The organism is Amycolatopsis sp. NPDC045836 (assembly GCF_056431745.1).
Genome location: NZ_JBWKKF010000030.1, coordinates 1 through 22,512, shown reverse-complemented (window position 1 = coordinate 22,512; position 22,512 = coordinate 1). Strand labels below are relative to the sequence as shown.

Genomic DNA, 22,512 nt, shown 5'->3' with positions numbered 1-22,512 from the left:
CTCACCCGATTCCCGGAATCAGCCGGACGAACTGGTCGATCAGCCAGATCCCGGCGAACGGCGTGACCACCCCGCCCACGCCGTAGACCAGCAGGTTCCGCCGCAGCAGCGCCGCGGCGCTGGACGGCCGGTAGCGCACCCCGCGCAGCGCCAGCGGGATCAGCGCCACGATGACCAGCGCGTTGAACACCACCGCGGACAGGATCGCCGACGCCGGGGTGGCCAGCCCCATCACGTTCAGCGCGCCGAGCTGCGGGTGGATCGCCAGGAACATGGCGGGCAGGATGGCGAAGTACTTCGCCAGGTCGTTCGCCACGCTGAAGGTGGTCAGCGCACCCCGGGTGATCAGCAGCTGCTTGCCGATGCCGACGATCTCGATCAGCTTGGTCGGGTCGGAGTCGAGGTCGACCATGTTGCCCGCCTCCTTGGCGGCCGACGTGCCGGTGTTCATCGCCACCCCGACGTCGGAGGCGGCCAGCGCGGGCGCGTCGTTGGTGCCGTCGCCGGTCATCGCGACCAGCCGCCCGCCCTCCTGCTCCCGGTGGATCAACGCCATCTTGTCCTCGGGCTTGGCTTCGGCCAGGTAGTCGTCGACCCCGGCGTCCTCGGCGATCGCCTTCGCGGTGAGCGGGTTGTCCCCGGTGATCATCACCGTCCTGATGCCCATCGAGCGCAGTTCGGCGAACCGCTCGCGCATCCCCGGCTTGACCACGTCGGACAGGCGGATCACCCCGTGCACCACGGCTCTGCCGCCCGCCACGTGTTCGGCCACCACCAGCGGGGTGCCGCCCTGCCTGCTGACTTCGTCGACGATGCACTCGATCTCGTCCGGCACCTCACCACCGCGTTCGCGCACCCACGCGCGCACGGCACTCGCCGCGCCCTTGCGGACCTCACGGCCGCCGAGGTCCAGCCCGCTCATCCGGGTCTGCGCGGTGAACGGCACGAACTCCGCCAGCCGCTCCTCCCCGGTGGGTTCGGCGCTGCCGGTCAGCTCGACGATGCTGCGGCCCTCCGGTGTCCCGTCGGCGAGGCTGGAGAGCCTGGCCACCGTCGCCAGCTCGGCCACCGTGGACCCACCGACCGGGAGCAGCTCGGTCGCCCGGCGGTTGCCGAAGGTGATCGTGCCGGTCTTGTCCAGCAGCAGGGTGGACACGTCACCCGCCGCCTCGACCGCCCGCCCCGACGTCGCCAGCACGTTGCGCCGGACCAGCCGGTCCATCCCGGCGATGCCGATGGCGGACAGCAGCGCGCCGATCGTGGTCGGGATCAGGCAGACCAGCAGCGCGGTGAGCACCACCACCGACTGCTCGCTGCCCGAGTACACCGCCATCGGCTGCAGCGCCACCACCGCGAGCAGGAAGATCACGGTCAGCGTGGACAGCAGGGTGGTCAGCGCGATCTCGTTCGGCGTCTTCTGCCGGGAAGCACCCTCCACCAACGCGATCATCCGATCCACAAAGGACTCGCCGGGTCTGGTGGTGATCTTCACGACGATCCGGTCGGACAGCACGGTGGTGCCGCCGGTGACCGCCGAGCGGTCGCCGCCGGACTCCCGGATGACCGGTGCCGACTCGCCGGTGATGGCCGATTCGTCGACCGTCGCGATGCCCTCGACCACGTCACCGTCGCCGGGGACCACCTCACCCGCCTCGACCACCACCAGGTCGCCGACGCGCAGTTCGGCACCCGGCACCGGCTCCTCGGCACCGTCCGCGGACAGCCGCCGCGCCACGGTCTCCTTCTTGGTGCGCCGCAACGACTCCGCCTGCGCCTTGCCGCGCCCCTCGGCCACCGCTTCGGCCAGGTTCGCGAACAACACGGTGAACCACAGCCACACCGCGATCAAGGCGGTGAACACGCTCGGCTCGGCCACCGCGAACGCGGTGACCAGCACCGAGCCGGTCCAGACCACGAACAGCACCGGGTTCCGCACCTGGTGGCGCGGGTCGAGCTTCCGCACCGCACCGGGCAGCGCGTCCCGCAGCTGCCGCGGACCGAACACGCTCATGCCAGTGCCTCCGCGATGGGTCCGAGGGCGAGTGCCGGGACGAAGGTGAGCGCCGCGACCAGCACCACCGTGCCGGCGAGCAGCGAGCCGAACAGCGGTCCGGTGGTGGGCAGCGTGCCCGCGGTCACCGGCACCTTCCGCTGCGCGGCGAGCGAACCCGCCAGGCACAGCACGGCGAGGATCGGGAGGAACCGGCCGAGCAGCATGGCCACGCCGAGCGAGGACTGGAACCAGCCGCCGGTCACGGTGAGCCCGCCGAACGCGCTGCCGTTGTTGTTGCCGGTGGAGGCGTAGGCGTAGAGGACCTCGGACAGGCCGTGCGGCCCGCTGTTGGCCATCGCGCTCGTGGTGCCCGGCAGCAGCAGCGCCGCGCCGGTGCCGAGCAGCACCACGGCGGGCATGGCCAGCATCGCCACCGCCGCGCAGGTGACCTCGCGGCGGCCGAGCTTCTTGCCGAGGAACTCCGGGGTGCGCCCGACCATCAGCCCGGCCAGGAACATCGCGATGATCGCCAGCACCAGGATGCCGTAGAGGCCGGTGCCCACCCCGCCCGGCGACACCTCGCCGAAGAGCATGTGCAGCAGCGGGGCCCCGCCGCCGAGGCCGGTGAAGCTGTCGTGCATCGCGTTCACCGCGCCGGTGGAGGTGCCGGTGGTGCTGGTGGCGAACAACGCGGACAGGCTGAGCCCGAACCGCTGCTCCTTGCCCTCCGTGGCGGCACCGGCCAGCAGCGCCGCCGGGCCGTTCGGGTGGTTCTCCCCGAGCCACGACACGGTGAGCACGGCGGCCCACAGCGCGCCCATCACCGACAGCAGCACGTACCCCTGCTTGTGGCTGCCGACCAGCCCGCCGAACGCGCGCGGCATGGACACCGGGATGACCAGCAGCAGGAACACCTCCACCAGGTTCGACCACGAGTTCGGGTTCTCGAACGGGTGCGCCGAATTGGCGTTGAAGACGCCGCCGCCGTTCGTGCCCAGTTCCTTGATCGCCTCCTGACTGGCGGCCGGGGCCAGCGCGATGGTCGACGAGGAGCCGTCGGGTCCGGTCACCGCGACCCCCGCCGACAGGCTCTGCACCACCCCGAGCGCCACCAGCACGACGGCGGCGGCGAAGGCGATCGGCAGCAGGACCCGCACGGTGCCGCGGGTCAGGTCCACCCAGAAGTTGCCGAGCCGATCGGTCTTCGCCCGCACGAAACCCCGGGTCAAGGCGACCGCCACGGCCATGCCGACCGCTCCGGACAGGAAGTTCTGCACGGTCAGCCCGAACATCTGCACCCCGTGCCCCAGCACCGCCTCGGGCACGTACGACTGCCAGTTCGTGTTGGTGACGAAGCTGATCGCGGTGTTGAAGGCGGTGCCGGGGTCCACCGAGCCGCGGCCCAGGTCCCACGGCAGCAGCGGTTGCAGGCGCTGGAGCAGGTAGAGGAAAACCACCGAAACCAGCGAGAAGGCCAGCACGCCGAGCGCGTAGGTGGGCCAGCGCTGCTGCGATCCGGGGTTCACCCGGAACAGCCGGTAGAGCACCAGTTCACCGTTGAGGTGCTTCTCGCTGGAATACACCTTGGCGATGTGGTCGCCCAGCGGCCGGTAGGCCAACGCCAGGGCGACGAGCAGCAGGCCGGTCTGCAGCAGACCGGCCGTCGTGTCGGACATCAGAACTTCTCCGGCTTGAGCAGGGCGGCGAACAGGTACACCAGCAGCCCGGCGGCCAGCACCCCGCCGACGGCGTTGGCCAGGCTCACAGCTTCTCCAGCCCGCGCAGGGTGAGCGCCAGCAGCACGAAAACGCCGATGAGCAGCACGGCGTAGAGCAAGTCGGCCAAGGGGCACCTCTCGATCCGGGGTCACCCGATTCGGTGACCAAAGCGAACGATGCGCGGCCGACCGGAACGAATGGATTCCGCCTAACGGGTCCTTGACGGGCTTTTCCCGGGCATTTACGCGCTATTGACGCGTGGTGAGTCCGGCCACAACGGCGGTGACGCTTCGGGCGCAGCAGGCATACCGGGCAGACATTTCCGCCGTGCCGAGTTACAACGGTGTTACGAATATTTCGCATAGCTAAGCAATTGAGGAGGCGGGCTCATGTGCGGTATCACCGGCTGGATCTCCTACGAATCGGACCTGCGCACCAGGGGCGAGGCGGTGGCCGCGATGACGGCCACCATGTCCTGCCGCGGCCCGGACGACTCCGGCACCTGGCTGGGTGCGCACGCGGCGCTCGGGCACCGGCGGCTGGCCATCATCGACCTGCCCGGCGGGCGCCAGCCGATGACCGAGCGCACCCCGTCCGGCGAGGTGGTGCTGGTCTACAGCGGTGAGGCGTACAACTTCACCGAACTGCGAGAAGAACTGGCGGCCAAGGGGCACCGGTTCACCACCAGCAGCGACACCGAGGTCGTGCTGCACGCCTACCTGGAATGGGGTGAAGGCGTGTCCGAGCACCTCAACGGGATGTACGCCTTCGCCGTCTGGGACGAGCGCACCCGCAAACTGCTCCTGGTGCGCGACCGGATGGGCATCAAGCCGCTGTACTACCACCCCACCCGCGACGGCGTGCTCTTCGGCTCCGAGCCGAAGGCGATCCTGGCCAACCCGCTGGCCAAGCGCGAAGTCGACTACGACGGCCTGCGCGGGCTGATGGCGTTCACCAAAACGCCCGGCTGGTCGCTGTGGAAGGACGTGCACGAGGTGGAGCCGGGCACCGCGGTCACCGTCGACGACCGCGGTATCCGCAGCCGCACCTACTGGAAGCTGTCCGCCACCGAGCACACGGATTCGCGGGAAGCCACCGTGGCGAAGGTCCGCGAACTGATGACCGACATCGTGCACCGGCAACTGGTGGCCGACGTGCCGCGGTGCGTGCTGCTCTCCGGCGGGCTGGACTCCAGCGCGGTCACCGGGCTCGCCGCGCCGTACGTGGCGAACGAGGGCGAGCAGCTGCGCACCTTCTCGGTCGATTTCACCGGCCAGGAGGAGAACTTCCAGCCCGACCGCATCCGCGCCACCCCGGATTCGCCCTACATCCGCGACGTGGCGAACCTGGTCGGCTCGGCGCACCAGAACGTGGTGCTCGACTCGTCCACGCTGAGCGATCCCGAGGTGCGGCGGGCGGTGGTGCGGGCCCGCGACCTGCCGGGTGGCATGGGTGACCTGGACACCTCGTTGTACCTGCTGTTCAAGGCCATCCGCGAGCAGTCGACGGTGGCGCTGTCCGGCGAATCGGCGGACGAGGTGTTCGGCGGGTACCTGTGGTTCCACGACCCCGCCGCCCGCGACGCCGACACGTTCCCCTGGCTGGCCTACCAGGAGCTGACCGGCAGCCGGACCGCGATGCTGCGGCCCGAGGTCACCGCCGGCCTGCAGCTGGACGACTACATCGACGACCAGTACCGCACCGCCGTCGCCCAGGTGGACCACCTCGATGGGGAAAGCGGGCTGGAGCGCCGGATGCGCACGATCTGCCACCTGCACCTGACGCGGTTCGTGCGGGCGCTGCTCGACCGGAAGGACCGGGCCTCGATGGCGGTCGGTCTCGAGGTGCGCGTACCGTTCTGCGATCACCGGCTGGTCGAATACGTCTACAACACCCCGTGGTCGCTGAAGACCTTCGACGGCCGGGAGAAGAGCCTGCTGCGGCACGCGACCGAGCACGTGCTGCCGGAGTCGGTGGTCTCCAGGGTGAAGAGCCCGTACCCGTCGACGCAGGACCCGCACTACGCCGAAGCGCTGCAGAAGCAGGCGCGGGAACTGGTGGCCGAGCGCGACGCCGACGTGTTCCAACTGGCGGACCGGGAATGGGTGACCCGGGCGGCGGAGTTGGACTCGGCGGAAGTCACCGCCGAGGTGCGCCACGGCCTGGACCGGGTGCTCGAACTGCAGACTTGGTTCGAGGAATACCGGCCAACTCTTACGCTCGGCTAACCTTTAGCCGTGCCCGTCGGGTGAAATGTCTTTCCCATGCAGAAGTGTGACGGTCGTACGTATATGATGAAAGGAGTCACGCAGAAGGGGATCCCATGGGAGAGCCGCCCGGAGGCGAAACGCCGAACTCCGAGCTGGTCGCGAGTTACGGCAAGCTCCTGCGGCTGGTCCGCAGCGGGCAGGCGCAGACCCGGCCCGCCCTGTCCGAGTGGACGGGCCTGGGCCGCACCGCGGTCACCCAGCGGATCACCACGCTGCTGAACGCCGGGCTGCTGGAGGAGGGGGAGCTCAACCCCTCCACCGGTGGCCGCCAGGCGCGCACGCTCCGGTTCCGGAAGGACGCCGGGCGCATCCTGACCGCCGAGCTGGGTGCCACCAGCTTCATCGCGGGCATCACCGACCTGGCGGGCACCGTGCTCGCCGTCGCGCACTGCGACTGCGACATCGCGGCCGGGCCGGAGGTCGTGCTCGACGAGGTCGAAGCCACGCTCGACAAGCTGTGGGCCGAGCACGGCTCGGCGGACCTCGGCATCTGGGGCGTCGGCCTCGGCCTGCCGGGCCCGGTCGAGTTCGCCACCGGGCGGCCGTCCGAGCCGCCGATCATGCCCGGCTGGAACAACTACCCGGTGCGCGACCGGCTCGGCACCAAGTACCGCGCGCCGGTGTGGGTGGACAACGAGGTGAACCTGCTCTGCCTCGGCGAGCTGCGCGACCCGGCCGCCCGCGGGCACGAGCACGGCGGTGACCTGCTCTACGTCAAGATCGGCACCGGCATCGGCGCGGGCATCAGCAACGGCGGCTCGCTGCACCGCGGCGCGCAGGGCTGCGCCGGCGACATCGGCCACGCCGCCGTCGCCGACGAGGGCCCGGCCGGTGAGGTCGTCTGCCGCTGCGGGAAAACCGGTTGCCTGGAAGCTCTGGCGGGCGGTTCGGCACTGGCCAGGGACGGCGAGGAACTGGCACGCACCGGCCAGAGCGAAACCCTGGCGCGGGTACTGGCCGAAACGGGCCGCATCACCGCCGCCGACGTCACCGCCGCCGCGCGCTCGGGCGACCACCAGGCCGTGCGCCTGCTGGTCGCGGCCGGCAAGCGGATCGGCTCGATGCTGGCCACCATGGTCAACTTCTACAACCCGTCCACCATCCTGCTGGGCGGCAAGATCGCCGGCGCCGGTGACCTCTTCCTGGCCACCATCCGGGAAACCATCTACCGCCGCTCGCTCCCACTGTCCACAAGGGAGCTACGCATCGACAAGGCACGCCTGGGCGAGGAAGGCGGCCTGATCGGCGCGGCGCACATGGTCCTGGACGAGTTGTTCGACCCGGACTTCTTCGCCCGCTGGCTCCCGGACGGCTCGCCCGCCGGCCGGCCCGAACTCCTCCTCCCCACCGCCGTCTGACCCCACGTTCGGGCAGTCCAGCCGCCCGCATTCGCGCCCACGCAAAGACAACTCCGGCGGCAAAGCCGCCAGCACACCGGGCGGGCGCCCATGCGACCAGCGATCTTCGAAACCCGCGCAAGAGAAGGAAAACCCGGGGTGGCCCCGCCCAGAACGCCGGGCGACCCCCGTCACACCCTGAGAAGTGCCTGTGAACCCCCGTTTCCGGGCATGTCGAGGCGGGTAAGTGCGTTGTGAGGAGCAGAGAGGTGAGAACAATGACCACAGCTTTCTCGCAGACCGCGTTCAGCAAGACGCCGGCCACGCCGCAGCTGCCGACCCTGCCCAGCGGCTGGCCGATCGGTTCCTACGACTCCTACGAGGGCGCGCAGCGCGCCGTCGACTACCTCGCCGACAACAAGTTCCCGGTGGAGGACGTGACCATCGTCGGTGTGGAGCCGATGCTGGTCGAGCGCGTCGCCGGGCGGTTGAGCTGGGGGAAGGTGCTGACCAGCGGGGCGCTCTCGGGTGCCTGGTTCGGTCTGTTCGTCGGCCTGCTGCTGAGCATGTTCACCGCGGGCGCGGGGTTCGCGCCGATCCTGATCGGCCTGGTCTCCGGTGTCGGCTTCGGCATGGTGTTCTCGGCGATCGGCTACGGCGCCACGCGCGGCAAGCGCGACTTCGTCTCCAGCAGCCAGCTGGTGGCCCGCCGCTACGACGTGCTTTCCCAGCCGCGCAACGCCGAGCAGGGTCGCGAACTGCTCAGCAAGCTCGCGTTCAACCACTTCGGATAGTCCCGACAGGACAAGGTGAGGCGAGGAGCGGGCCCCGACCCCCGCTCCTCGCCTCGCGCGCGCACCCTCAGCCGGTCGGCGTCGGTGCGGTGCTCGAAGGAACCGCCGGAACCACCGGAGCCGCCGGCGGCACCCGCTTCGGGATCGCCGCGGTGAACGGCACCCCGGGCACCTCCCGGCACCCCGGCCGGTAGGCGTTGTACCCGTTGGGGATCCCCCGGTCGTCGTAGCCGTACTGGTCGATCTGCGGCCGCGGGAACTGGTTGTCCGCCCCCACGCGCTGCCGGGAAGCGGTACCGGGCTCACAGCCGTACCGCGGCAGCGTGATCGGCTTCCCGTCCTGGTCGAACAGGTACACGTCGGTCAGCGGCTCCCCCTGGGCGTCGAACGCGTAGACGTTGTCCACCTGCGTGTCGCCGTAGCTCAGCACCGGCAGCCCGTCGACGGTGCTCGACGTCCGGTACGAGTCCCCGCGGTAGCCCCCGTACCGCCCGTTCGCCACCTTGAACAGCCCCTCGGACACCAGGCCCAGCGAAACCCCCAGCACCAGCGCCGAAACCGGCAGGCTCAGCCACAACCACTTCCGGTCGGTCACCGACTTCGGCCCGAACCAGACGACCACCCCGGCGAGCACGGCCAGCGCCACCAGCGCCAGCATGCCCTCGCGGCCCTCGTCCACGAACAGCAGCAGGCCGAACACCACCAGCACCGCCGCGCACAGCAGCCACCACGCCGGGCGCAGCGACTTCAGGTACGCCAGCGCCTTCGAGTCCCGTCCCGCCGCGGTGCGCACCACCTTCAGCTCCGGCAACCGGCTGAGCGCACCGTCGCCGTGCCGGGCCAGGTACCAGCCACCCGCGATCAGCACCGCGGCCGTCGGCACCAGGAACAACATCCCGTCCGCGGACAGGCTCGCCGCCGTCACCGCGCCGAACGGCACCAGGATGACGAGCATCGCGGCCAGGCTCCACACCGCCAGCCGGGCACCGAGGTGGGTGCTGCCCGGGCTCCCTGGCTGGTCCGGCGACGGGTAGTCGCCGGCCGCCCGGAGTTCCGCGGCGTAGCTCTCCGGCGAACCGAGCCGCTCGGTCAGCGCCGCGAGCGTGCCCCCCTCCCCCAGTTCGGCGCCGATCTCCAGCAGGTGCGGGCGGACGTCCTCGAGGATCTCGTCCACCTCGGCGGGCGGCAGGTCCGCCAGCGCGGTCCGGACCCTCGCCAGGTAGTCCCGCACGACGGCGGGAGTCTGGGTACTCATGCTGCCTCTCCCAACAGGCTCTCCATCGTCTTGGCGAAGGTGGTCCAGGTCTTCCCCGACTCCGCCAGCCGCTGGCGCCCCGACTCGTTCAAGCTGTAGTACTTGCGGTGGGGTCCCTCTTCGCTCGGCACGACGTACGAAGTCAGCAGTCCCGCTTTGTACAGCCGCCGCAGCGTGCCGTACACCGACGCGTCGCCGACCTCCTCCAGCCCGGCCTGTCTCAACCGGCGGAGGACGTCGTAGCCGTAACCGTCGTGCCCGCGAAGCACCGCGAGCACCGCGAGATCGAGCACCCCCTTGAGCAGCTGACTGATCTCCACCGGTTACCTCCACTCCTGTGCCGCGAACACTAGCACGCATTGCGCAGTAGTGTGCACAAGAGGGCGCCATCCGGTGGTACAGCGGGGATCAGGCCCTGGTCAGCCGCGGTTTCGGCTGGCAGCGCGGGCAGGAGAACGACGAGCGGTTCATGAACGGGTCACGCCGGATCGGCGTACCGCAGCGGCGGCAGGCCCGGCCCTCCTGGCCGTAGGCGTCCAGCGACCGGTCGAAGTACCCGGACTCGCCGTTGACGTTGACGTACAACGCGTCGAACGAAGTGCCACCGGCCACCAGTGCCTCGTTCATCACGTCGGTGGCGGCCTGCAGCAGGGCCGCGCCCTGCTTGGTGGTGAGCTTGTCGGCCGGGCGCGCCCAGTGCAGGCGGGCCCGCCAGAGCGCCTCGTCGGCGTAGATGTTGCCGACCCCGGAAACCAGGGTCTGGTCCAGCAGCGCACGCTTGACCTCGGTGCGCCGGGAGCGCAGCGCCTTCACCGCGCGCACCGGGTCGAACTCCGGGTCCATCGGATCACGCGCGATGTGCGCGATCGTGCTGGGCAGCAGGGCGCCCTCGGTGTCGACGAGATCGGCCAGCGCCAGGCCGCCGAACGTGCGCTGGTCGACGAACCGCAGTTCCGGGCCGTCGTCGTCGAACCGCACCCGGACCCGTAGGTGCTTCTCGTCCGGGGTGCCGGTGGGCTGCACCAGCATCTGCCCGCTCATGCCGAGGTGGGCGAGCACGGCGTCGCGACCGGACAGCTCCAGCCACAGGTACTTGCCCCGGCGGCGGGCGGCGAGCACGCGCTCCCCCGCGAGCCTGCCGGAAAAGTCCTCCGCGCCGGCCACGTGCCGCCGGATCGCGCGCGGGTGCAGCACGGTCACCTCGGCGACGGTGCGCCCGGCGACGTGCTTCTCCAGCCCGGCGCGGACCACCTCGACCTCAGGCAGTTCCGGCATCGCCCTGCTGGGTGAGTTCCTCGTTGAGCGTGCGCCAGGCCGCCTCGGCGGCCTTCTGCTCGGCTTCCTTCTTCGTGCTGCCGACCCCGTGCCCCAGGGTGCGCCCGGCGACGATCACCTTGGCGCTGAACTCCTTGCGGTGGTCCGGGCCGGTGTCCTCGACCTGGTACTCGGGCACGCCGAGGCCGGCCGACGCGGTCTGCTCCTGCAGGCTGGTCTTCCAGTCCAGGCCGGCGCCGCGCAGCGGCACCTCGGCGAGCAGGTTGTCGAACAGGTGGTGCACCAGCTTGCGCGCGGTCTCGATGCCGTGCGCGAGGTAGGTGGCACCGATGACGGCTTCCAAGCCGTCGGCGAGGATGCTCGCCTTGTCCCGCCCGCCGGTCAGCTCCTCGCCCTTGCCCAGCAGCAGGTGGGCGCCGAGCCCGCCCTCGCCGAGGCCGCGGGCGACCCCGGCCAGCGCGTGCATGTTCACCACGCTCGCGCGCAGCTTCGCCAGCTGGCCTTCGGGCAGGTCCGGGTGCTCATTGTAGAGGTGGTCGGTGACGACCAGGCCGAGCACCGCGTCGCCGAGGAACTCCAGGCGCTCGTTCGGGAGCAGCCCGCCGTTCTCGTACGCGTAGGACCGGTGGGTCAGGGACAGCCGGAGCAGCTCGGCGTCCAGGTTGACGCCGAGCGCCTCGAGCAGGGGCGTCGGATCGCTAGCCGGACCGGTGGGTGACTTTCCCCCCATGTCTTGGCTACCTCGATCAGGCTGGCTCGACGACCTGACGACCGTCGTACTGGCCGCAGGTCGGGCAGGCGATGTGCTGCGGCTTCGGGGCCTTGCAGGCACGGTTCTGGCAGGGCACCAGCTGCACCGGGGCGGCCTTCCACTGGGCGCGGCGCGAGCGGGTGTTGGAACGCGACATCTTCCGCTTGGGGACGGCCACGACTGGTTCTCCTCAATCACGATCTGCCCGCGTGCGCGAGCATGCTTGCGGTCTACGAGCTGGCGCTCGTCAGGCTTGCTTGTCCGGGCCGGACGCCGGGTCCTCGTCGAAACGCTCGACCAGCGCGGCCCACCGAGGGTCTATGGTCTCATGCCCGTGTCCGGGCTCGAGATCGGCCCACTTCACCCCGCACCCGCTGCACAGACCAGCGCAGTCCTCGGTGCACAGCGGGGCCAGCGGCAGCGCGAGCACCACCGCGTCGCGGACCGCCGGTTCCAGGTCGATCCGGTCGTCGACCAGGCGCATGACCTCGTCCTCGTCGGTGGTCGCCTCGGTGGTCGAGTCGGGGTAGGCGTACAGCTCGGTCAGGTCGACCTCGACCTCGTCTTCGATGGGGTCGAGGCAGCGCGAGCAGTGGCCGGACAGCGGGGCCACCGCGGTGCCGGTCACCAGCACGCCCTCGACCACGGACTCGAGCAGCAGGTCCAGCTCCACCTTCGCGCCCTCGGGCACCACGATCACGTCGGGCACGCCGAGCGGCTTGGTGACCTCGACCTCGCGCTGCACGGAGCGGCTGAGCCCGGCCCGGCGGCCGAGTTCACGGGTGTCGAGCACCCAGGGACTGCGCGCGTCGACGTGCGGCGCGCTCTTGTCTTCAGACATGACTCTCTCTGCTACGAGGTTCTACTGGGCAGCACTCGAACCGGAGTGCGCAACCTCAACACTGTACGCGACGCGGGCGGCCGGTATCACGCCTGGTAGTCGTAGACGGTGTTGCGGCCGAGGCCGCTCGGGGCACGCAGGTGGTTGCGGCCGGAGTCGACGGTGCGGAGCGTGGTGGCGAGCAGTTCGGAGAACTCGGCGAGCTTGCCGTCGACGTAGGCGTCGCAGTCGGCGCGCTGGCGGTCGGCCTCGCCGTGCGCCTCGTCGACGATGCGGGCGGCCTCGGCGTGCGCGGCCTGCACCACCTCGGTCTGCGCGACCAGCCGCGCCTGCTCGGCCCGGCCCTCGTCGATCGCCCGGTCGTAGGCGTCGCGGCCGGCCTGGATCATCCGCTCGGACTCGGCGCGGGAACGGTCGGTCAGGTTCTGGTACTCGGCCTGCCCGGCGGCCACCGTGCGGTCGGCTTCGGCGTGCGCGTCGGCGACCAGCTGCTCGGCGCGGGCCCTGGCCTCGGCGAGCATCCGGTCGGCTTCGGCGGTGGCGTCGGCGATGGTGCGCTCGGCCTCGGCGTTGGCCCCGCTGACCGTGGTCTCCGCCTCGTGCCGGGCCTTGTCGATCAGCTCGTCGCGCTTGTCCAGCACGTCCTGGGCGTCGTCGACCTCACCGGGCAGCGCGTCCCGGACGTCGTCGAGCAGTTCGAGGACGTCACCGCGCGGGACCACGCAGCTGGCGGTCATCGGCACGCCGCGTGCCTCTTCCACGATGGTGACCAGTTCGTCTAGGGCCTCGAACACCCGGTACACGGCAACTCCCTCACGGCAGAACGTCCCACTTCGCCGCGTCACAGTCTGCCCCGCCACCGGGTAGAACGGCGTGAAGGAGGGTCACCCGGCGTGTCAGGGGCCCGCCGGGTGACCCGCGCCGGTTCAGGCGGTGACCAGCACGAAGCTCTCGTAGTGGTCCGCGGTGTAGAAGTACTCGTCACCCTCGCCCCTGACGATGCGGCGGGCACCGCGGTCGGAGCTGCCGGGCGTCTCCACGGTGTACTCGCGGTAGTAACCGGGGTCGCACAGCGGGAGCAGCCGCTCGCGGTTCTGGAAGACGGTGTCGTCCTGCGGGTACGGGTACGGCCCGCCCCGCTGGATCAGGGCGTGGGTCTCCCCCGCCTCGGCGGGCAGGGAGCCCAGCGGGACCCGCTCGAACCCGGCGGTGTCCCCGCACTCGGCCTGCACGGTGACCGGGGCCGCCGAAACGGCGGCCGCCCCGCCGAAGAGGGCGACCAGGACGGCCAGGAGAACACCGGCGAGACGCGACTTTTGGTTAATCATTCACGAACCGTAGCCCGATCACGTGAGCGCCGGGAGACACGCGGGTGAACTCGGTCCGTGCGGCCGGAGCCGAACGGCCTAACGCTGCTCGGCGAGCCGTTCCAGCAGCTTGGTGTGCACCACCTCGGGCAGCAGGTGCGAGACGTCACCGCCGTAGGCAGCCACCTCCTTGACCAGCGAGCTGGACAGGAAGCTGTACTCCGGGTTCGTCGGCATGAACAGCGTCTCGACCCCGGTCAGGCGGTGGTTCATCTGCGCCATCTGCAGCTCGTAGTCGAAGTCGCTGACCGCGCGCAGGCCCTTGGTGATGGCCACGATGTCGTGCTCCCGGCAGTAGTCGACCAGCAGGCCCTGCCAGGAGTCCACCCGCACGTTGGGCATGCCGGTGACCGCCGAGGTGATCAGCTCCATCCGCTCCCCGATGGAGAACAGGCCGTGCTTCTTCGGGTTCACCATCACCGTGACCACGACCTCGTCGAACAGCTTGGCCGCCCGCTCGAAGACGTCGATGTGCCCGAGGGTGACCGGGTCGTAGGAGCCGGGACAGACCGCGCGCCGCATGACGCGGACGCTACCAACTCCCGGTGAATTCGGCCCAGTGCAGCGCCGTGTCGCCGTAGCGCTTGGTGCGCAACGGCTCCAGGCCGTCCGGCCAGGACGGTTCCCCGTCGCGCAGCGCCCGCTCGACGATCACCAGCCCGCCCCCGGCCACCCAGCCCCCGTCGACCAGTGCGCCGAGCACCGCCGCCAGCTGCGCCGCGCCCAGGTCGTACGGCGGATCGGCGAGCACCAGGTCGAACGGCGCGTCGGCACCGGCGGCGAGCACCGTCTCGGCCTTGCCGTGGCGCACCCCGCCACCCAGTGCGAGGGTGGTCACATTGCCGCGGAGCACGTCGGCGGCGCGCCGGTCCGCTTCGACGAACACCGCTTCGCGGGCACCCCGCGAAAGGGCCTCCAGCCCCAGCGCCCCGGTGCCGGCGTAGAGGTCGAGCACACGGGCTCCCGCCAGCTCACCGGCCACTTCCAGGGCGTTGAACAGGGCTTCGCGCACCCGCTCGGAGGTCGGCCGGGTCCCCTTCGGCGGCACCTTCAGCTTCCGGCCACCGGCGGTGCCCGCCACGATCCTGGTCACCCCGGAATGGTCGCACCGGGTTTCCGGGCGGTGTTTTCGGGCAGCACCGGCTGTACCCCGCGACGGGGACGCGTATTGTCGTTCTTCCCCTTCCCGGCGAGTGAGCTGTAGGAGCGCTGCGTGTCGGAACCTCGGGTCAGACGGGCCGAGATCGCCATCGAACAGACCCACGTCGATCGGGTCTACACCCGTCTCGCGGAACTTCGGCGCCAAGCCGAGGCCATGCGCGCCAAGGGCTACGAACTCGGCCACGGCGCCCAGCGCGAAGCCGTGTTCGAGCAGGCGTCCATGCTCTTCGAGCGGGACATGATGGTCTACCACGCCAACCAGACCCTGCAGACGCTCGACGCGGAGTACGAGGGCCTGGTCTTCGGCAGGCTCGACCACGCCTCGGACGACGAGCCGGTCTACGTCGGCCGCCTCGGCATCCGCGACGCCGAGTTCGACAACCTGGTCACCGACTGGCGCGCGCCGGCCGCCGCCGCGTTCTACCAGGCCACCGCCGAGGAACCGATGGACGTGGTGCGCCGCCGGGTGATCCGCTGCTCCGGGCAGACCGTGCTCGACGTGGACGACGACGTGCTGATGGCCGAAGCCGTGCCGGAGCACATGCAGATCGTCGGCGAGGGCGCGCTGATGGCCGCGCTCGGCCGGTCCCGCGGCGAGAAGATGCGCGACATCGTCGCCACCATCCAGCGCGAGCAGGACGAGGTCATCCGCGCGCCGTGGCGCGGGGTCACCGAGATCACCGGCGGTCCCGGCACCGGCAAGACCGCGGTCGCCCTGCACCGCGCCGCCTACCTGCTCTACCGCCACCGCCGCCAGCTCGGCGGCGCCGGGGTGCTGGTGGTCGGCCCGTCCGGGGTGTTCACCAACTACATCTCGCGGGTGCTGCCCGCGATGGGTGAGACGAACGTGGAGCTGCGGGCGCTCGGCGAGCTGCTCGACGGCGCCACCGGCACCCACCAGGACCCCGCCCGGCTCGCCGCGGTCAAGGGCTCGTCGCGGATGCGCAAGCTGCTCGCGCGCGCCATGCGGGAAACCCCGCCGGACGCGCAGACCGAGATGCGCATCGTCTACAAGGGCGAGGTGCTCAAGCTCGACGCGAAGGAGCTGGAGAAGGTCCGCCGCAAGGTGCACACCCAGGGCGGGCCGCCGAACCGGTCCCGGGTGCGGGCCGCGGAGACCCTGCTCGAAGCGCTCGCCGACAAGGCCGACGAGCACGCCAAGGCCGACGGCCGCACCGCCGACCGGGCCGAGCTGATCACCGAACTGGGCGAGCGCATCGACTTCCACCGGTTCCTGGTGGTCTGGTGGCCGATCCTGCACCCGGCCGAGGTGCTCGGCTGGCTCGGTGACGAGAAGCGCCTGGCCAGGGTGGGCAAGGGGCTGCTCAACCGCGAGGAGATCACCCTGCTGGCCGGTTCGCTGGCCGACCGCAGCACGGGCTGGTCGGTGGCCGACATCGCGCTGCTCGACGAGCTGCGCGTGCTGCTCGGCCCGCCGCCGAAGCGCCGCCGCCGCGCCCAGCCGGTCGAGCTGGACGCCGCGCCGGTCGCCCGCGGCAGCACCGGCAGCGGCCCGCAGCGGCCGGAGCACTACGACGAGTACTCGCACATCGTGGTCGACGAGTCGCAGGACCTCTCGCCGATGCAGTGGCGCATGGTCGGGCGGCGCGGCAAGTACGCGAGCTGGACCGTGGTCGGCGACCCGGTGCAGAGTTCGTGGCCGGACCCGCCGGAGGCCGCGCAGGCGCGGGAGCAGGCGTTCGGCCGGGGCACCGCGCACCGGCGGTTCACCCTGCGCACGAACTACCGGAACTCGGCGGAGATCTTCGACCTGGCGGCGAAGGTGGTGGCGAACCAGGCCGAGGCCGGCGAACTGCCGAAGGCCGTGCGCACCACCGGGCTGGAGCCCGAGGTCCGCCCGGTCGACCCGGCCGCGTGGGAGAGTTCGGTGCAGGCGGCGGCCAAGGAGCTGATGGGCGCGGTCGAGGGCACGGTCGGCGTGATCTGCGCCATGGACCGGGTGCCCGAGGTGGAGCGGTGGCTCGCCGGGCAGGCCGACGAACGGCTCAAGGTGGTCGGCAGCCTCGACTCGAAGGGCCTGGAGTACGACGCGGTGGTGCTGGTGGAACCGGCCGAACTGATCACCGAGTCGTCCACCGGGCGGCGGGTGCTGTACGTGGCGCTGACCCGCGCCACCCAGCAGCTGACCGTGCTCGCGTCCGACCCCTCGTGGTTGCCGTAGGGAAGCTTTCGCGGTCCGGGTGCGTTGACCACGGACGTGAGTTCCCTGTCTGAAGTGCCCCTGTCCGTGCTCGACCTGGCGCCGATCGTCGACGGATCGGACGCGCGGGCCGCGCTGCTGAGCAGCGTCGAGCTGGCCAAGCACACCGAGCGCCTCGGTTACCACCGCTACTGGGTGGCCGAGCACCACAACATGCCGGGCATCGCCAGCTCCGCCACCTCGGTGCTGATGAGCCACATCGCCACGGCCACCGAGCGCATCCGCGTCGGCTCCGGCGGCGTCATGCTGCCCAACCACGCACCGCTGGTGATCGCCGAGCAGTTCGGCATGCTCGAGGCGTTCCACCCCGGGCGCATCGACCTCGGCATCGGCCGCGCGCCGGGCACCGACCAGCGCACCGCGCTCGCCCTGCGCGGCCCGGCCGGGTTGTCCGCCGACGACTTCCCGCAGAAGCTGCAGGAACTGCGCACCTACTTCGAGCCGGGTGAGGGCCGTGCCGTGCGCGCCTTCCCCGCCGAGGGGTACCGGGTGCCGGTGTGGCTGCTCGGCTCGAGCGGGTTCAGCGCCCAGCTCGCCGGGGCGCTCGGCCTGCCGTTCAGCTTCGCGCACCACTTCAGCGCCGAGAACACCATTCCCGCGGTGCGGTTGTACCGCGAGTCGTTCCGGCCGTCCGAAGTGCTCGACAAGCCCTACGTGATGCTCGGTGTCTCGGTGCTGGCCGCCGACACCGACGAGCACGCCCGCTACCTGGCCGGCCCGAGCGCGCTGACCTTCCTCAGCCTGCGCCGCGGCAGGCCGATCCCGCTGCCCACGCCCGAGGAAGCCGCGGCCTACCCGTACACCGAGATCGACACGATGTTCGTCGAGGAACGCCTCGGCACCACCGTGCTCGGTTCACCGGAGACCGTGCGCAAGGGCCTGGAGGCGCTGCTCGAGGACACCGACGCCGACGAGCTGATGATCACCACCATGGTGCACGGCGACGAGGACCGGAAGCGCTCCTACGAACTGGTCACTTCAGTACGAGGCTGAACCGGTCGGCGGCGGCGAGCGCGAACACCCCCGAGCCCGCCGTCGCGGGCACGGCGAGCGAGCTGCTGTTGTTGTGCCCCCAGGCGACGACCTTGCCACCCGGCAGCAGCGCGACGTTGTGCGTCCAGCCCGCCGCGATGGCGAGCACCCCGGTGGCGGCGGTGGGTGGCACGGTCAGCTGCTTGTACTCGTCGTTGCCCCACGCGACGACCGTGCCGTCGGACTTCAGCGCGAGGCTGTGCTCCCAGCCCGCGGAGATCGCGGTGACCCCGGACTTCGCCGCGGCGGGCACGTCGGTCTGCCCCCACTCGTTGCCGCCCCAGGCGATGACCCCGCCGTTCTTCAGCGCCAGGTTGTGGTCACCGCCCGCGGCGATCGCGGTCACCCCGGACTGCGCGGCCGGCGGCACGTCGTCGCGCAACCCCCAGCTGATCACCTGCCCGCCCTGCTTGAGGGCGAGGTTGTGGAAGCCCTTCGAGGAGATGTCGGTGACCCCGGACTTGGCCGCCTCGGGCACCTCCAGCTGGCCGAACCAGTCGTTGCCCCAGCCGAACACCCCGCCGTTCTTCAGCACCAGGCTGTGACCCCAGCCCGCGGCGAGGGCGGACGCGCCGTTCGCGGCCGCGGGCACCGCGGTCTGCCCGTAGGTGTTGTTGCCCCAGGCGACGACCGTGCCGTCCGCCTTGCGCGCGAGCGCGTGCACCCCGCCCACCTCGACCTCGGCCACCCCGGCGGTCAGCCCGGCCGGTACCGGCCGCTGCTGCCAGAGGCCGTTGCCCCAGCCGATCACCCCGCCCGTGCCGTCCGCCGCCGCGGCGGCCTGGACCGGGGGTGCGGACGAGGGCGGCGGCGTGGCCGGGGGCGGCGCGGTGCCGGTGGGTTCCACCGACACCGCGGTCAGCGCACCGGCCAGCAGCAGCCCCGCCCCCAGCGCGCCCACCACGAGCGAAGCCGATTTCCGCATTGTTCCTCCGGACCATCACCTGCGGCCGTTCGGCCCAGCGCCGCTTGGGTAGAAGACCACCCGACTTTACGGCAGAGCCCGGCCGAACACGGACGGTCGCGGTCGCGGAGGCCGTTTTTCATACGCTGGTGACAAAGCCTGGATTGCGGATCCGGCGCGGGTGACAAATTCACCGATACAGCAGCCGAGTTTGCCCTGGATTCTTGGCCAGCCCTTGATTCACCAGGACACACGCTCGTAATCTACTAGCGGGTAACCCGAGAACGGACGGTAAAAAAGGGGGACTCTGCCGTCCGGCATCAGCTCTACCCGGGATCGATCTCCACTTTACTCGGCCGCCGAAGAATCGGCGAGCGCCCGCCGTGTCCGCGTTTGACGCGGAACAGCAGAACGATTGAGGAGATTATCGCAAATGTCACGACGATTCAGCAGACTCTTCGCCGGTACGGCGACCGTGAGCATGGCTCTGGCCCTGACCGTGGCCGGTGCCGGGACCGCACTGGCGGACCAGGCGTACAGCAGCGCGACGCTGACCTACACCTGCAACTACCCGCTGATCGGTGAGAACCTCCTCGAGGTGCAGGCCACCTTCCAGGGCCCGAGCTCGATCTCCGGCGGCGGCACCTTCCAGGCCTACGGCGTGACGGCGGTGGCCACCGTGCCGGCCGACGTGGTCAGCGCGCTGTACTACCTCGGTGGCATCGACGGTGTCCGCGGCAGCGCGGACGCCAGCGTCGGCGTGACCAACGGGTCCCCGAGCACGGTCAACGTGACCGACCTCGGGGTGGCCGAGCAGTTCGTCGCCGACCCGGACGCGGCGTTCCCGGTCAACGCGGCCCAGACCGCCAGCTCGACCGTGCCCGCCATCACCGCGGGCTCGACCGGCCAGGTGCTGACCGCCGCGCTCGGCGAAACCTTCTCGGCGTCGCTGGACTTCCACTACACCAACGCCACCCCCGAGTGGCAGGGTCCGGAAGCCTTCGACTGCACGCTCAACGACGGGCAGAACGCGGCGTTCACGCCGTCGCTGACCATCGGCTGAGCCAACGGCAAGAATCTCCCCCGGTGCTCCGGTCACGCCCCCGACGCGTGACCGGAGTTTCCGGCTTTCCGGCGAAGGAACGCGATGGCGCGGAAGTCACAGAAAGAACTCCGGGAACGGCTCGGCACCGGAGCAGCCGTCGCGCTGCTCGCGGCCGGGCTGACCAGCGGGCTGACCGGAGCCGGCTCGGCCGCTCCCGAGGCACCCGAAGCACCGGCGGAGAGCACGCCGGTGTCGCTGGCGCTCACCTACGACTGCACCTTCGGGGCGAGCGAACCGCAGGCGGTGAACCTCACCATCGACACCACGCTGCCCAGCTCGGTGCTCGTCGGTGAGCCGATCACGCCGGGCCCGCTCAACGCGGAGCTGGTGCTGCCCGAGACGCTGTGGCCCGTGCTGGGCGGACCGGCCTCGATCGACGGCACCGTCACCGCCAACCTGCTCGGGGTGCAGGACGAGAAGTCCGAGGTGGCGAGCGCGGAGCTGCCGGTGGCCGCGACCCCGGTCCCGGAGACCGGCGCGCTGACGGTGAAGACCACCGGCACGGTCACCCCGTGGCAGACCTCCGCGGCCGGTTCGCTGATCGTCTCGGCGGGCCCGCCGTCGATCGTGCTGACCCCCCACGCGGCCGACGGCACCCCGCTCGGCGAGGCACCGGTGGAATCGCTGTGCGAACCCGCCCCCGAGCAGGACTTCCTGCTGGGCGCGGTGGCGGTCCTGCTGCCCGGCGAGCCCGTGCCACCACCGGGAACGGCACCCCTGCCGGGTCAGCCCTCCCCCGAAGACGTGCTGCCGGGCCTGCCGTCCGCTCCGGGTGCGCAGGCCGCCGAGGCCGGTCCGGGCATCATGGCCGCGCCGAACTTCCCGCTGACCGCGCAGTACATCAACGGTGAGTCGACCGTGGCGAAGACCGGGGCCAAGGTGGTCATCGGGCCGGGGCTGATGGTCAACGGCGGGTCCTACATCAACCCGGCGGGCATCCGCGGTGACGTGGCCCTCCCGCCCGCGAAGACCCCGTTCTACGCCTTCGACTTCCTGCCGGTGACCGGCCTGGCGGAGTTCCTGCCCGCCAACGACCCGGAGGGCAAGCTCACCTTCACCGAGGGCACCTACCCGAAGCCGGACAGCATGCTGTTCGCGAAGACCGAGGTCTACCTGCGGGTGAGCAACGTGGAGATGAACGGCAAGCCGTACGACGTCGGCCCGGACTGCCGCAGCGGCAAGATCACCCTGCACCTGTGGGGCCAGTACCTGGTGACCTCTGGTGGCACCATCGGCACCAACCCGGACGCGCCGCTGCCGGAGCAGCGGGGCTTCACCATCCCGCCGTTCACCGGCTGCGGGGTGGTCGAGGACATGTCGCCGATCATCACCGGGCTGATCTCCGGTGACGGCAACCAGGTGACCCTGGTGCTCAAGACCGTCGGCAAGTAGGCGCACGGCAGAAGGCCCGCCGTCCCGGTTCCGGGAGGGCGGGCCTTCTGGCCGTGCGGGTGGATCAGGGCAGGCTGGTCGCCTTGCCCAGCTTCAGCTTGATGGTGTTGTCCGGTCCGGAGACCAGCGAGCTGAGCAACGGGGCGAAAACGGTGCAGTTCTTGAATTCGGGAATGGTGTATGTCCCGGAAACCGTGCCGCCGTTGAAAATGGTGAAGTCGCCCTCGGACTTGAGGTCCATGCCGACCGGGGTCTGCGTTTTGCACTCGTTGCCGACCGGGGTGTAGAAGATGCCGGCGATCCAGATGTCGCTGAGCTGGATGTAGGCGTCGGCGTGCGTGGTGACCACGCCCTGGATGAGCTCACCGGAGACCGGGCCGGTCGGGATGATGGTGACCGTGGCCTTGACCGGGATGAAGCCCAGGACGTGGAACGAGGCCTTGGCGGGCGGGATGTTCAGCACGCCGGTGAGGTCACCGCCACCCGGCTTGGTGGTCACGGTGGTGTCCAGGGTGCCGGGGCCCAGCGGCAGCGCGCTGCCGGTCTTCTTCACCACCGACTCGCCGGAGACCGGGTACTGGACCTTGAACGTCGCCGCCGAGGCGGGCGCCGCCGCCAGCACACCGGCGCCGAACACGGCGGCCGTCATCGCCATCACCGCGGCGGGTCTGCGCAACCTGGACAACAGTTTCGACATCGCAATTCCTCTGTTCGGGGGTCGGCGGAAGTGCAACTTACTGACGAGTATGCTAGTTCTGCCAGCGCCCGCAATACAAGACACCACAATTGCGACGACTATTCTTTGCTCAATTTTGCACAAATGCCGGAGCCGGAATTGTCACGGCGGTTCAAGGGTGCGCCCGCCGGGGTGGCCCCGCTGGGGCCCGGTCGGCCGCACGGCGGGGCGTCCAACACGAGCCGCCGGCTCCTCGGACCCCGGACAGCAAGAAGCGGGGCTCCGGACCATCACTGGTCCGAAGCCCCGCTCCTGTACTGCACGCTGAGTTCGGCGGCGTCCTACTCTCCCACACCCCTTCGAGTGCAGTACCATCGGCGCTGGCAGGCTTAGCTTCCGGGTTCGGAATGGGACCGGGCG

At 70.7% G+C, this 22,512-nt stretch carries 22 protein-coding genes and 1 rRNA gene; 7 read left to right on the top strand and 16 right to left on the bottom strand.

Annotated features, from left to right (window positions below; translation table 11 throughout):
• Position 1: 1 nt before the first annotated feature.
• From kdpB to kdpF, 3 genes are read right to left on the bottom strand one after another with little or no spacing between them, the layout of a single operon-like run.
• Positions 2-2,011, bottom strand: coding sequence for a potassium-transporting ATPase subunit KdpB (kdpB, locus tag AC07EG_RS36145; RefSeq protein ID WP_478257763.1), 2,010 nt, complete (start codon positions 2,009-2,011; stop codon positions 2-4).
• The gene (kdpA, locus tag AC07EG_RS36140) at positions 2,008-3,669 is read right to left on the bottom strand and encodes a potassium-transporting ATPase subunit KdpA (RefSeq protein ID WP_478257762.1); all 1,662 of its coding nucleotides are present in this window, start codon (positions 3,667-3,669) and stop codon (positions 2,008-2,010) included. Before kdpA ends, kdpB begins: the two co-directional genes overlap by 4 nt.
• On the bottom strand, positions 3,669-3,758 hold the full coding sequence (gene kdpF, locus AC07EG_RS36135; RefSeq protein ID WP_478257761.1) for a K(+)-transporting ATPase subunit F: 90 nt from the start codon (positions 3,756-3,758) through the stop codon (positions 3,669-3,671). The genes kdpA and kdpF overlap by 1 nt, the downstream gene beginning before the upstream one ends.
• A 342-nt stretch (positions 3,759-4,100) precedes the next feature.
• On the opposite strand from kdpF, the gene asnB reads away from it, so the two are divergent.
• The 3 genes from asnB to AC07EG_RS36120 all read left to right on the top strand — a co-directional run bounded on the left by asnB (position 4,101) and on the right by AC07EG_RS36120 (position 8,112).
• Positions 4,101-5,939, top strand: a complete 1,839-nt coding sequence (asnB, locus tag AC07EG_RS36130; protein ID WP_478257760.1) for an asparagine synthase (glutamine-hydrolyzing) — start codon at positions 4,101-4,103, stop codon at positions 5,937-5,939.
• Between the two features lie 95 nt (positions 5,940-6,034).
• Positions 6,035-7,339 (top strand): ROK family protein, encoded by a 1,305-nt coding sequence (locus tag AC07EG_RS36125; RefSeq protein WP_478257759.1) that lies wholly within the window; start codon positions 6,035-6,037, stop codon positions 7,337-7,339.
• 257 nt (positions 7,340-7,596) lie between these two features.
• Complete coding sequence (locus AC07EG_RS36120; protein WP_478257758.1) at positions 7,597-8,112, top strand: YflT domain-containing protein; 516 nt, start codon at positions 7,597-7,599, stop codon at positions 8,110-8,112.
• Between the two features lie 67 nt (positions 8,113-8,179).
• On the opposite strand, the gene AC07EG_RS36115 is transcribed toward AC07EG_RS36120, so the two are convergent.
• The 10 genes from AC07EG_RS36115 to rsmD form a co-directional block, all read right to left on the bottom strand.
• Positions 8,180-9,367 carry a DUF1700 domain-containing protein gene (locus tag AC07EG_RS36115; RefSeq protein ID WP_478257757.1) on the bottom strand — a complete coding sequence of 396 codons (1,188 nt, stop codon included), beginning with the start codon at positions 9,365-9,367 and terminating at the stop codon, positions 8,180-8,182.
• A complete protein-coding gene (locus AC07EG_RS36110) occupies positions 9,364-9,687 on the bottom strand; it encodes a PadR family transcriptional regulator (protein WP_478257756.1) in 324 nt (107 codons plus the stop codon). The genes AC07EG_RS36115 and AC07EG_RS36110 overlap by 4 nt, the downstream gene beginning before the upstream one ends.
• Positions 9,688-9,775: 88 nt before the next feature.
• The gene (gene mutM / locus AC07EG_RS36105; RefSeq protein WP_478257755.1) at positions 9,776-10,642 is read right to left on the bottom strand and encodes a bifunctional DNA-formamidopyrimidine glycosylase/DNA-(apurinic or apyrimidinic site) lyase; all 867 of its coding nucleotides are present in this window, start codon (positions 10,640-10,642) and stop codon (positions 9,776-9,778) included.
• Positions 10,626-11,372 (bottom strand): ribonuclease III, encoded by a 747-nt coding sequence (rnc, locus tag AC07EG_RS36100; protein WP_478257754.1) that lies wholly within the window; start codon positions 11,370-11,372, stop codon positions 10,626-10,628. Before rnc ends, mutM begins: the two co-directional genes overlap by 17 nt.
• A gap of 16 nt (positions 11,373-11,388) precedes the next feature.
• Positions 11,389-11,571 (bottom strand): 50S ribosomal protein L32, encoded by a 183-nt coding sequence (gene rpmF / locus AC07EG_RS36095; RefSeq protein ID WP_478257753.1) that lies wholly within the window; start codon positions 11,569-11,571, stop codon positions 11,389-11,391.
• A 69-nt stretch (positions 11,572-11,640) separates the two neighbouring features.
• Positions 11,641-12,234 (bottom strand): YceD family protein, encoded by a 594-nt coding sequence (locus tag AC07EG_RS36090; RefSeq protein WP_478257752.1) that lies wholly within the window; start codon positions 12,232-12,234, stop codon positions 11,641-11,643.
• A gap of 86 nt (positions 12,235-12,320) precedes the next feature.
• Positions 12,321-13,037 (bottom strand): flotillin family protein, encoded by a 717-nt coding sequence (locus tag AC07EG_RS36085; RefSeq protein ID WP_478257751.1) that lies wholly within the window; start codon positions 13,035-13,037, stop codon positions 12,321-12,323.
• A gap of 123 nt (positions 13,038-13,160) precedes the next feature.
• On the bottom strand, positions 13,161-13,562 hold the full coding sequence (locus tag AC07EG_RS36080; protein WP_478257750.1) for a guanyl-specific ribonuclease: 402 nt from the start codon (positions 13,560-13,562) through the stop codon (positions 13,161-13,163).
• Positions 13,563-13,640: 78 nt separating this feature from the next.
• Positions 13,641-14,123, bottom strand: coding sequence for a pantetheine-phosphate adenylyltransferase (gene coaD, locus AC07EG_RS36075; protein WP_478257749.1), 483 nt, complete (start codon positions 14,121-14,123; stop codon positions 13,641-13,643).
• Positions 14,124-14,133: 10 nt separating this feature from the next.
• Entirely contained in the window at positions 14,134-14,694 is a 561-nt protein-coding gene (gene rsmD, locus AC07EG_RS36070; RefSeq protein ID WP_478257748.1) for a 16S rRNA (guanine(966)-N(2))-methyltransferase RsmD, read from the bottom strand.
• Between the two features lie 120 nt (positions 14,695-14,814).
• Here rsmD and AC07EG_RS36065 point away from each other — a divergent pair, with 120 nt between their 5' ends.
• Together AC07EG_RS36065 and AC07EG_RS36060 are read left to right on the top strand one after the other, a co-directional pair.
• Positions 14,815-16,944 (top strand): HelD family protein, encoded by a 2,130-nt coding sequence (locus AC07EG_RS36065; RefSeq protein ID WP_478257747.1) that lies wholly within the window; start codon positions 14,815-14,817, stop codon positions 16,942-16,944.
• Positions 16,945-16,980: 36 nt separating this feature from the next.
• Positions 16,981-17,976 carry an LLM class flavin-dependent oxidoreductase gene (locus AC07EG_RS36060; protein ID WP_478257746.1) on the top strand — a complete coding sequence of 332 codons (996 nt, stop codon included), beginning with the start codon at positions 16,981-16,983 and terminating at the stop codon, positions 17,974-17,976.
• On the opposite strand, the gene AC07EG_RS36055 is transcribed toward AC07EG_RS36060, so the two are convergent.
• Positions 17,957-18,940, bottom strand: coding sequence for an RCC1 domain-containing protein (locus tag AC07EG_RS36055; RefSeq protein ID WP_478257745.1), 984 nt, complete (start codon positions 18,938-18,940; stop codon positions 17,957-17,959). The two genes, AC07EG_RS36060 and AC07EG_RS36055, sit on opposite strands and share 20 nt — an antisense overlap.
• A gap of 412 nt (positions 18,941-19,352) precedes the next feature.
• Between AC07EG_RS36055 and AC07EG_RS36050 the strand changes: the two genes are divergently transcribed.
• Both AC07EG_RS36050 and AC07EG_RS36045 read left to right on the top strand, forming a co-directional pair.
• Complete coding sequence (locus AC07EG_RS36050; protein WP_478257744.1) at positions 19,353-19,982, top strand: DUF6801 domain-containing protein; 630 nt, start codon at positions 19,353-19,355, stop codon at positions 19,980-19,982.
• A gap of 84 nt (positions 19,983-20,066) precedes the next feature.
• A complete protein-coding gene (locus AC07EG_RS36045) occupies positions 20,067-21,416 on the top strand; it encodes a DUF6801 domain-containing protein (protein WP_478257743.1) in 1,350 nt (449 codons plus the stop codon).
• Between the two features lie 64 nt (positions 21,417-21,480).
• Here AC07EG_RS36045 and AC07EG_RS36040 read toward each other — a convergent pair whose 3' ends face one another.
• Both AC07EG_RS36040 and rrf read right to left on the bottom strand, forming a co-directional pair.
• Positions 21,481-22,113, bottom strand: coding sequence for a hypothetical protein (locus tag AC07EG_RS36040; RefSeq protein WP_478257742.1), 633 nt, complete (start codon positions 22,111-22,113; stop codon positions 21,481-21,483).
• Positions 22,114-22,420: 307 nt separating this feature from the next.
• A 5S ribosomal RNA gene (gene rrf / locus AC07EG_RS36035) occupies positions 22,421-22,512 on the bottom strand; the annotation flags it as partial.

Coding starts and splice junctions, on each gene's coding strand:
- kdpB (WP_478257763.1), bottom strand. CDS start 2,011: ATGAGCGTGTTCGGTCCGCGGCAGCTGCGGGACGCGCTGCCCGGTGCG.
- kdpA (WP_478257762.1), bottom strand. CDS start 3,669: ATGTCCGACACGACGGCCGGTCTGCTGCAGACCGGCCTGCTGCTCGTC.
- asnB (WP_478257760.1), top strand. CDS start 4,101: ATGTGCGGTATCACCGGCTGGATCTCCTACGAATCGGACCTGCGCACC.
- AC07EG_RS36125 (WP_478257759.1), top strand. CDS start 6,035: ATGGGAGAGCCGCCCGGAGGCGAAACGCCGAACTCCGAGCTGGTCGCG.
- AC07EG_RS36120 (WP_478257758.1), top strand. CDS start 7,597: ATGACCACAGCTTTCTCGCAGACCGCGTTCAGCAAGACGCCGGCCACG.
- AC07EG_RS36115 (WP_478257757.1), bottom strand. CDS start 9,367: ATGAGTACCCAGACTCCCGCCGTCGTGCGGGACTACCTGGCGAGGGTC.
- mutM (WP_478257755.1), bottom strand. CDS start 10,642: ATGCCGGAACTGCCTGAGGTCGAGGTGGTCCGCGCCGGGCTGGAGAAG.
- rnc (WP_478257754.1), bottom strand. CDS start 11,372: ATGGGGGGAAAGTCACCCACCGGTCCGGCTAGCGATCCGACGCCCCTG.
- AC07EG_RS36090 (WP_478257752.1), bottom strand. CDS start 12,234: ATGTCTGAAGACAAGAGCGCGCCGCACGTCGACGCGCGCAGTCCCTGG.
- AC07EG_RS36080 (WP_478257750.1), bottom strand. CDS start 13,562: ATGATTAACCAAAAGTCGCGTCTCGCCGGTGTTCTCCTGGCCGTCCTG.
- coaD (WP_478257749.1), bottom strand. CDS start 14,123: ATGCGGCGCGCGGTCTGTCCCGGCTCCTACGACCCGGTCACCCTCGGG.
- AC07EG_RS36055 (WP_478257745.1), bottom strand. CDS start 18,940: ATGCGGAAATCGGCTTCGCTCGTGGTGGGCGCGCTGGGGGCGGGGCTG.
- AC07EG_RS36050 (WP_478257744.1), top strand. CDS start 19,353: ATGTCACGACGATTCAGCAGACTCTTCGCCGGTACGGCGACCGTGAGC.
- AC07EG_RS36045 (WP_478257743.1), top strand. CDS start 20,067: ATGGCGCGGAAGTCACAGAAAGAACTCCGGGAACGGCTCGGCACCGGA.
- AC07EG_RS36040 (WP_478257742.1), bottom strand. CDS start 22,113: ATGTCGAAACTGTTGTCCAGGTTGCGCAGACCCGCCGCGGTGATGGCG.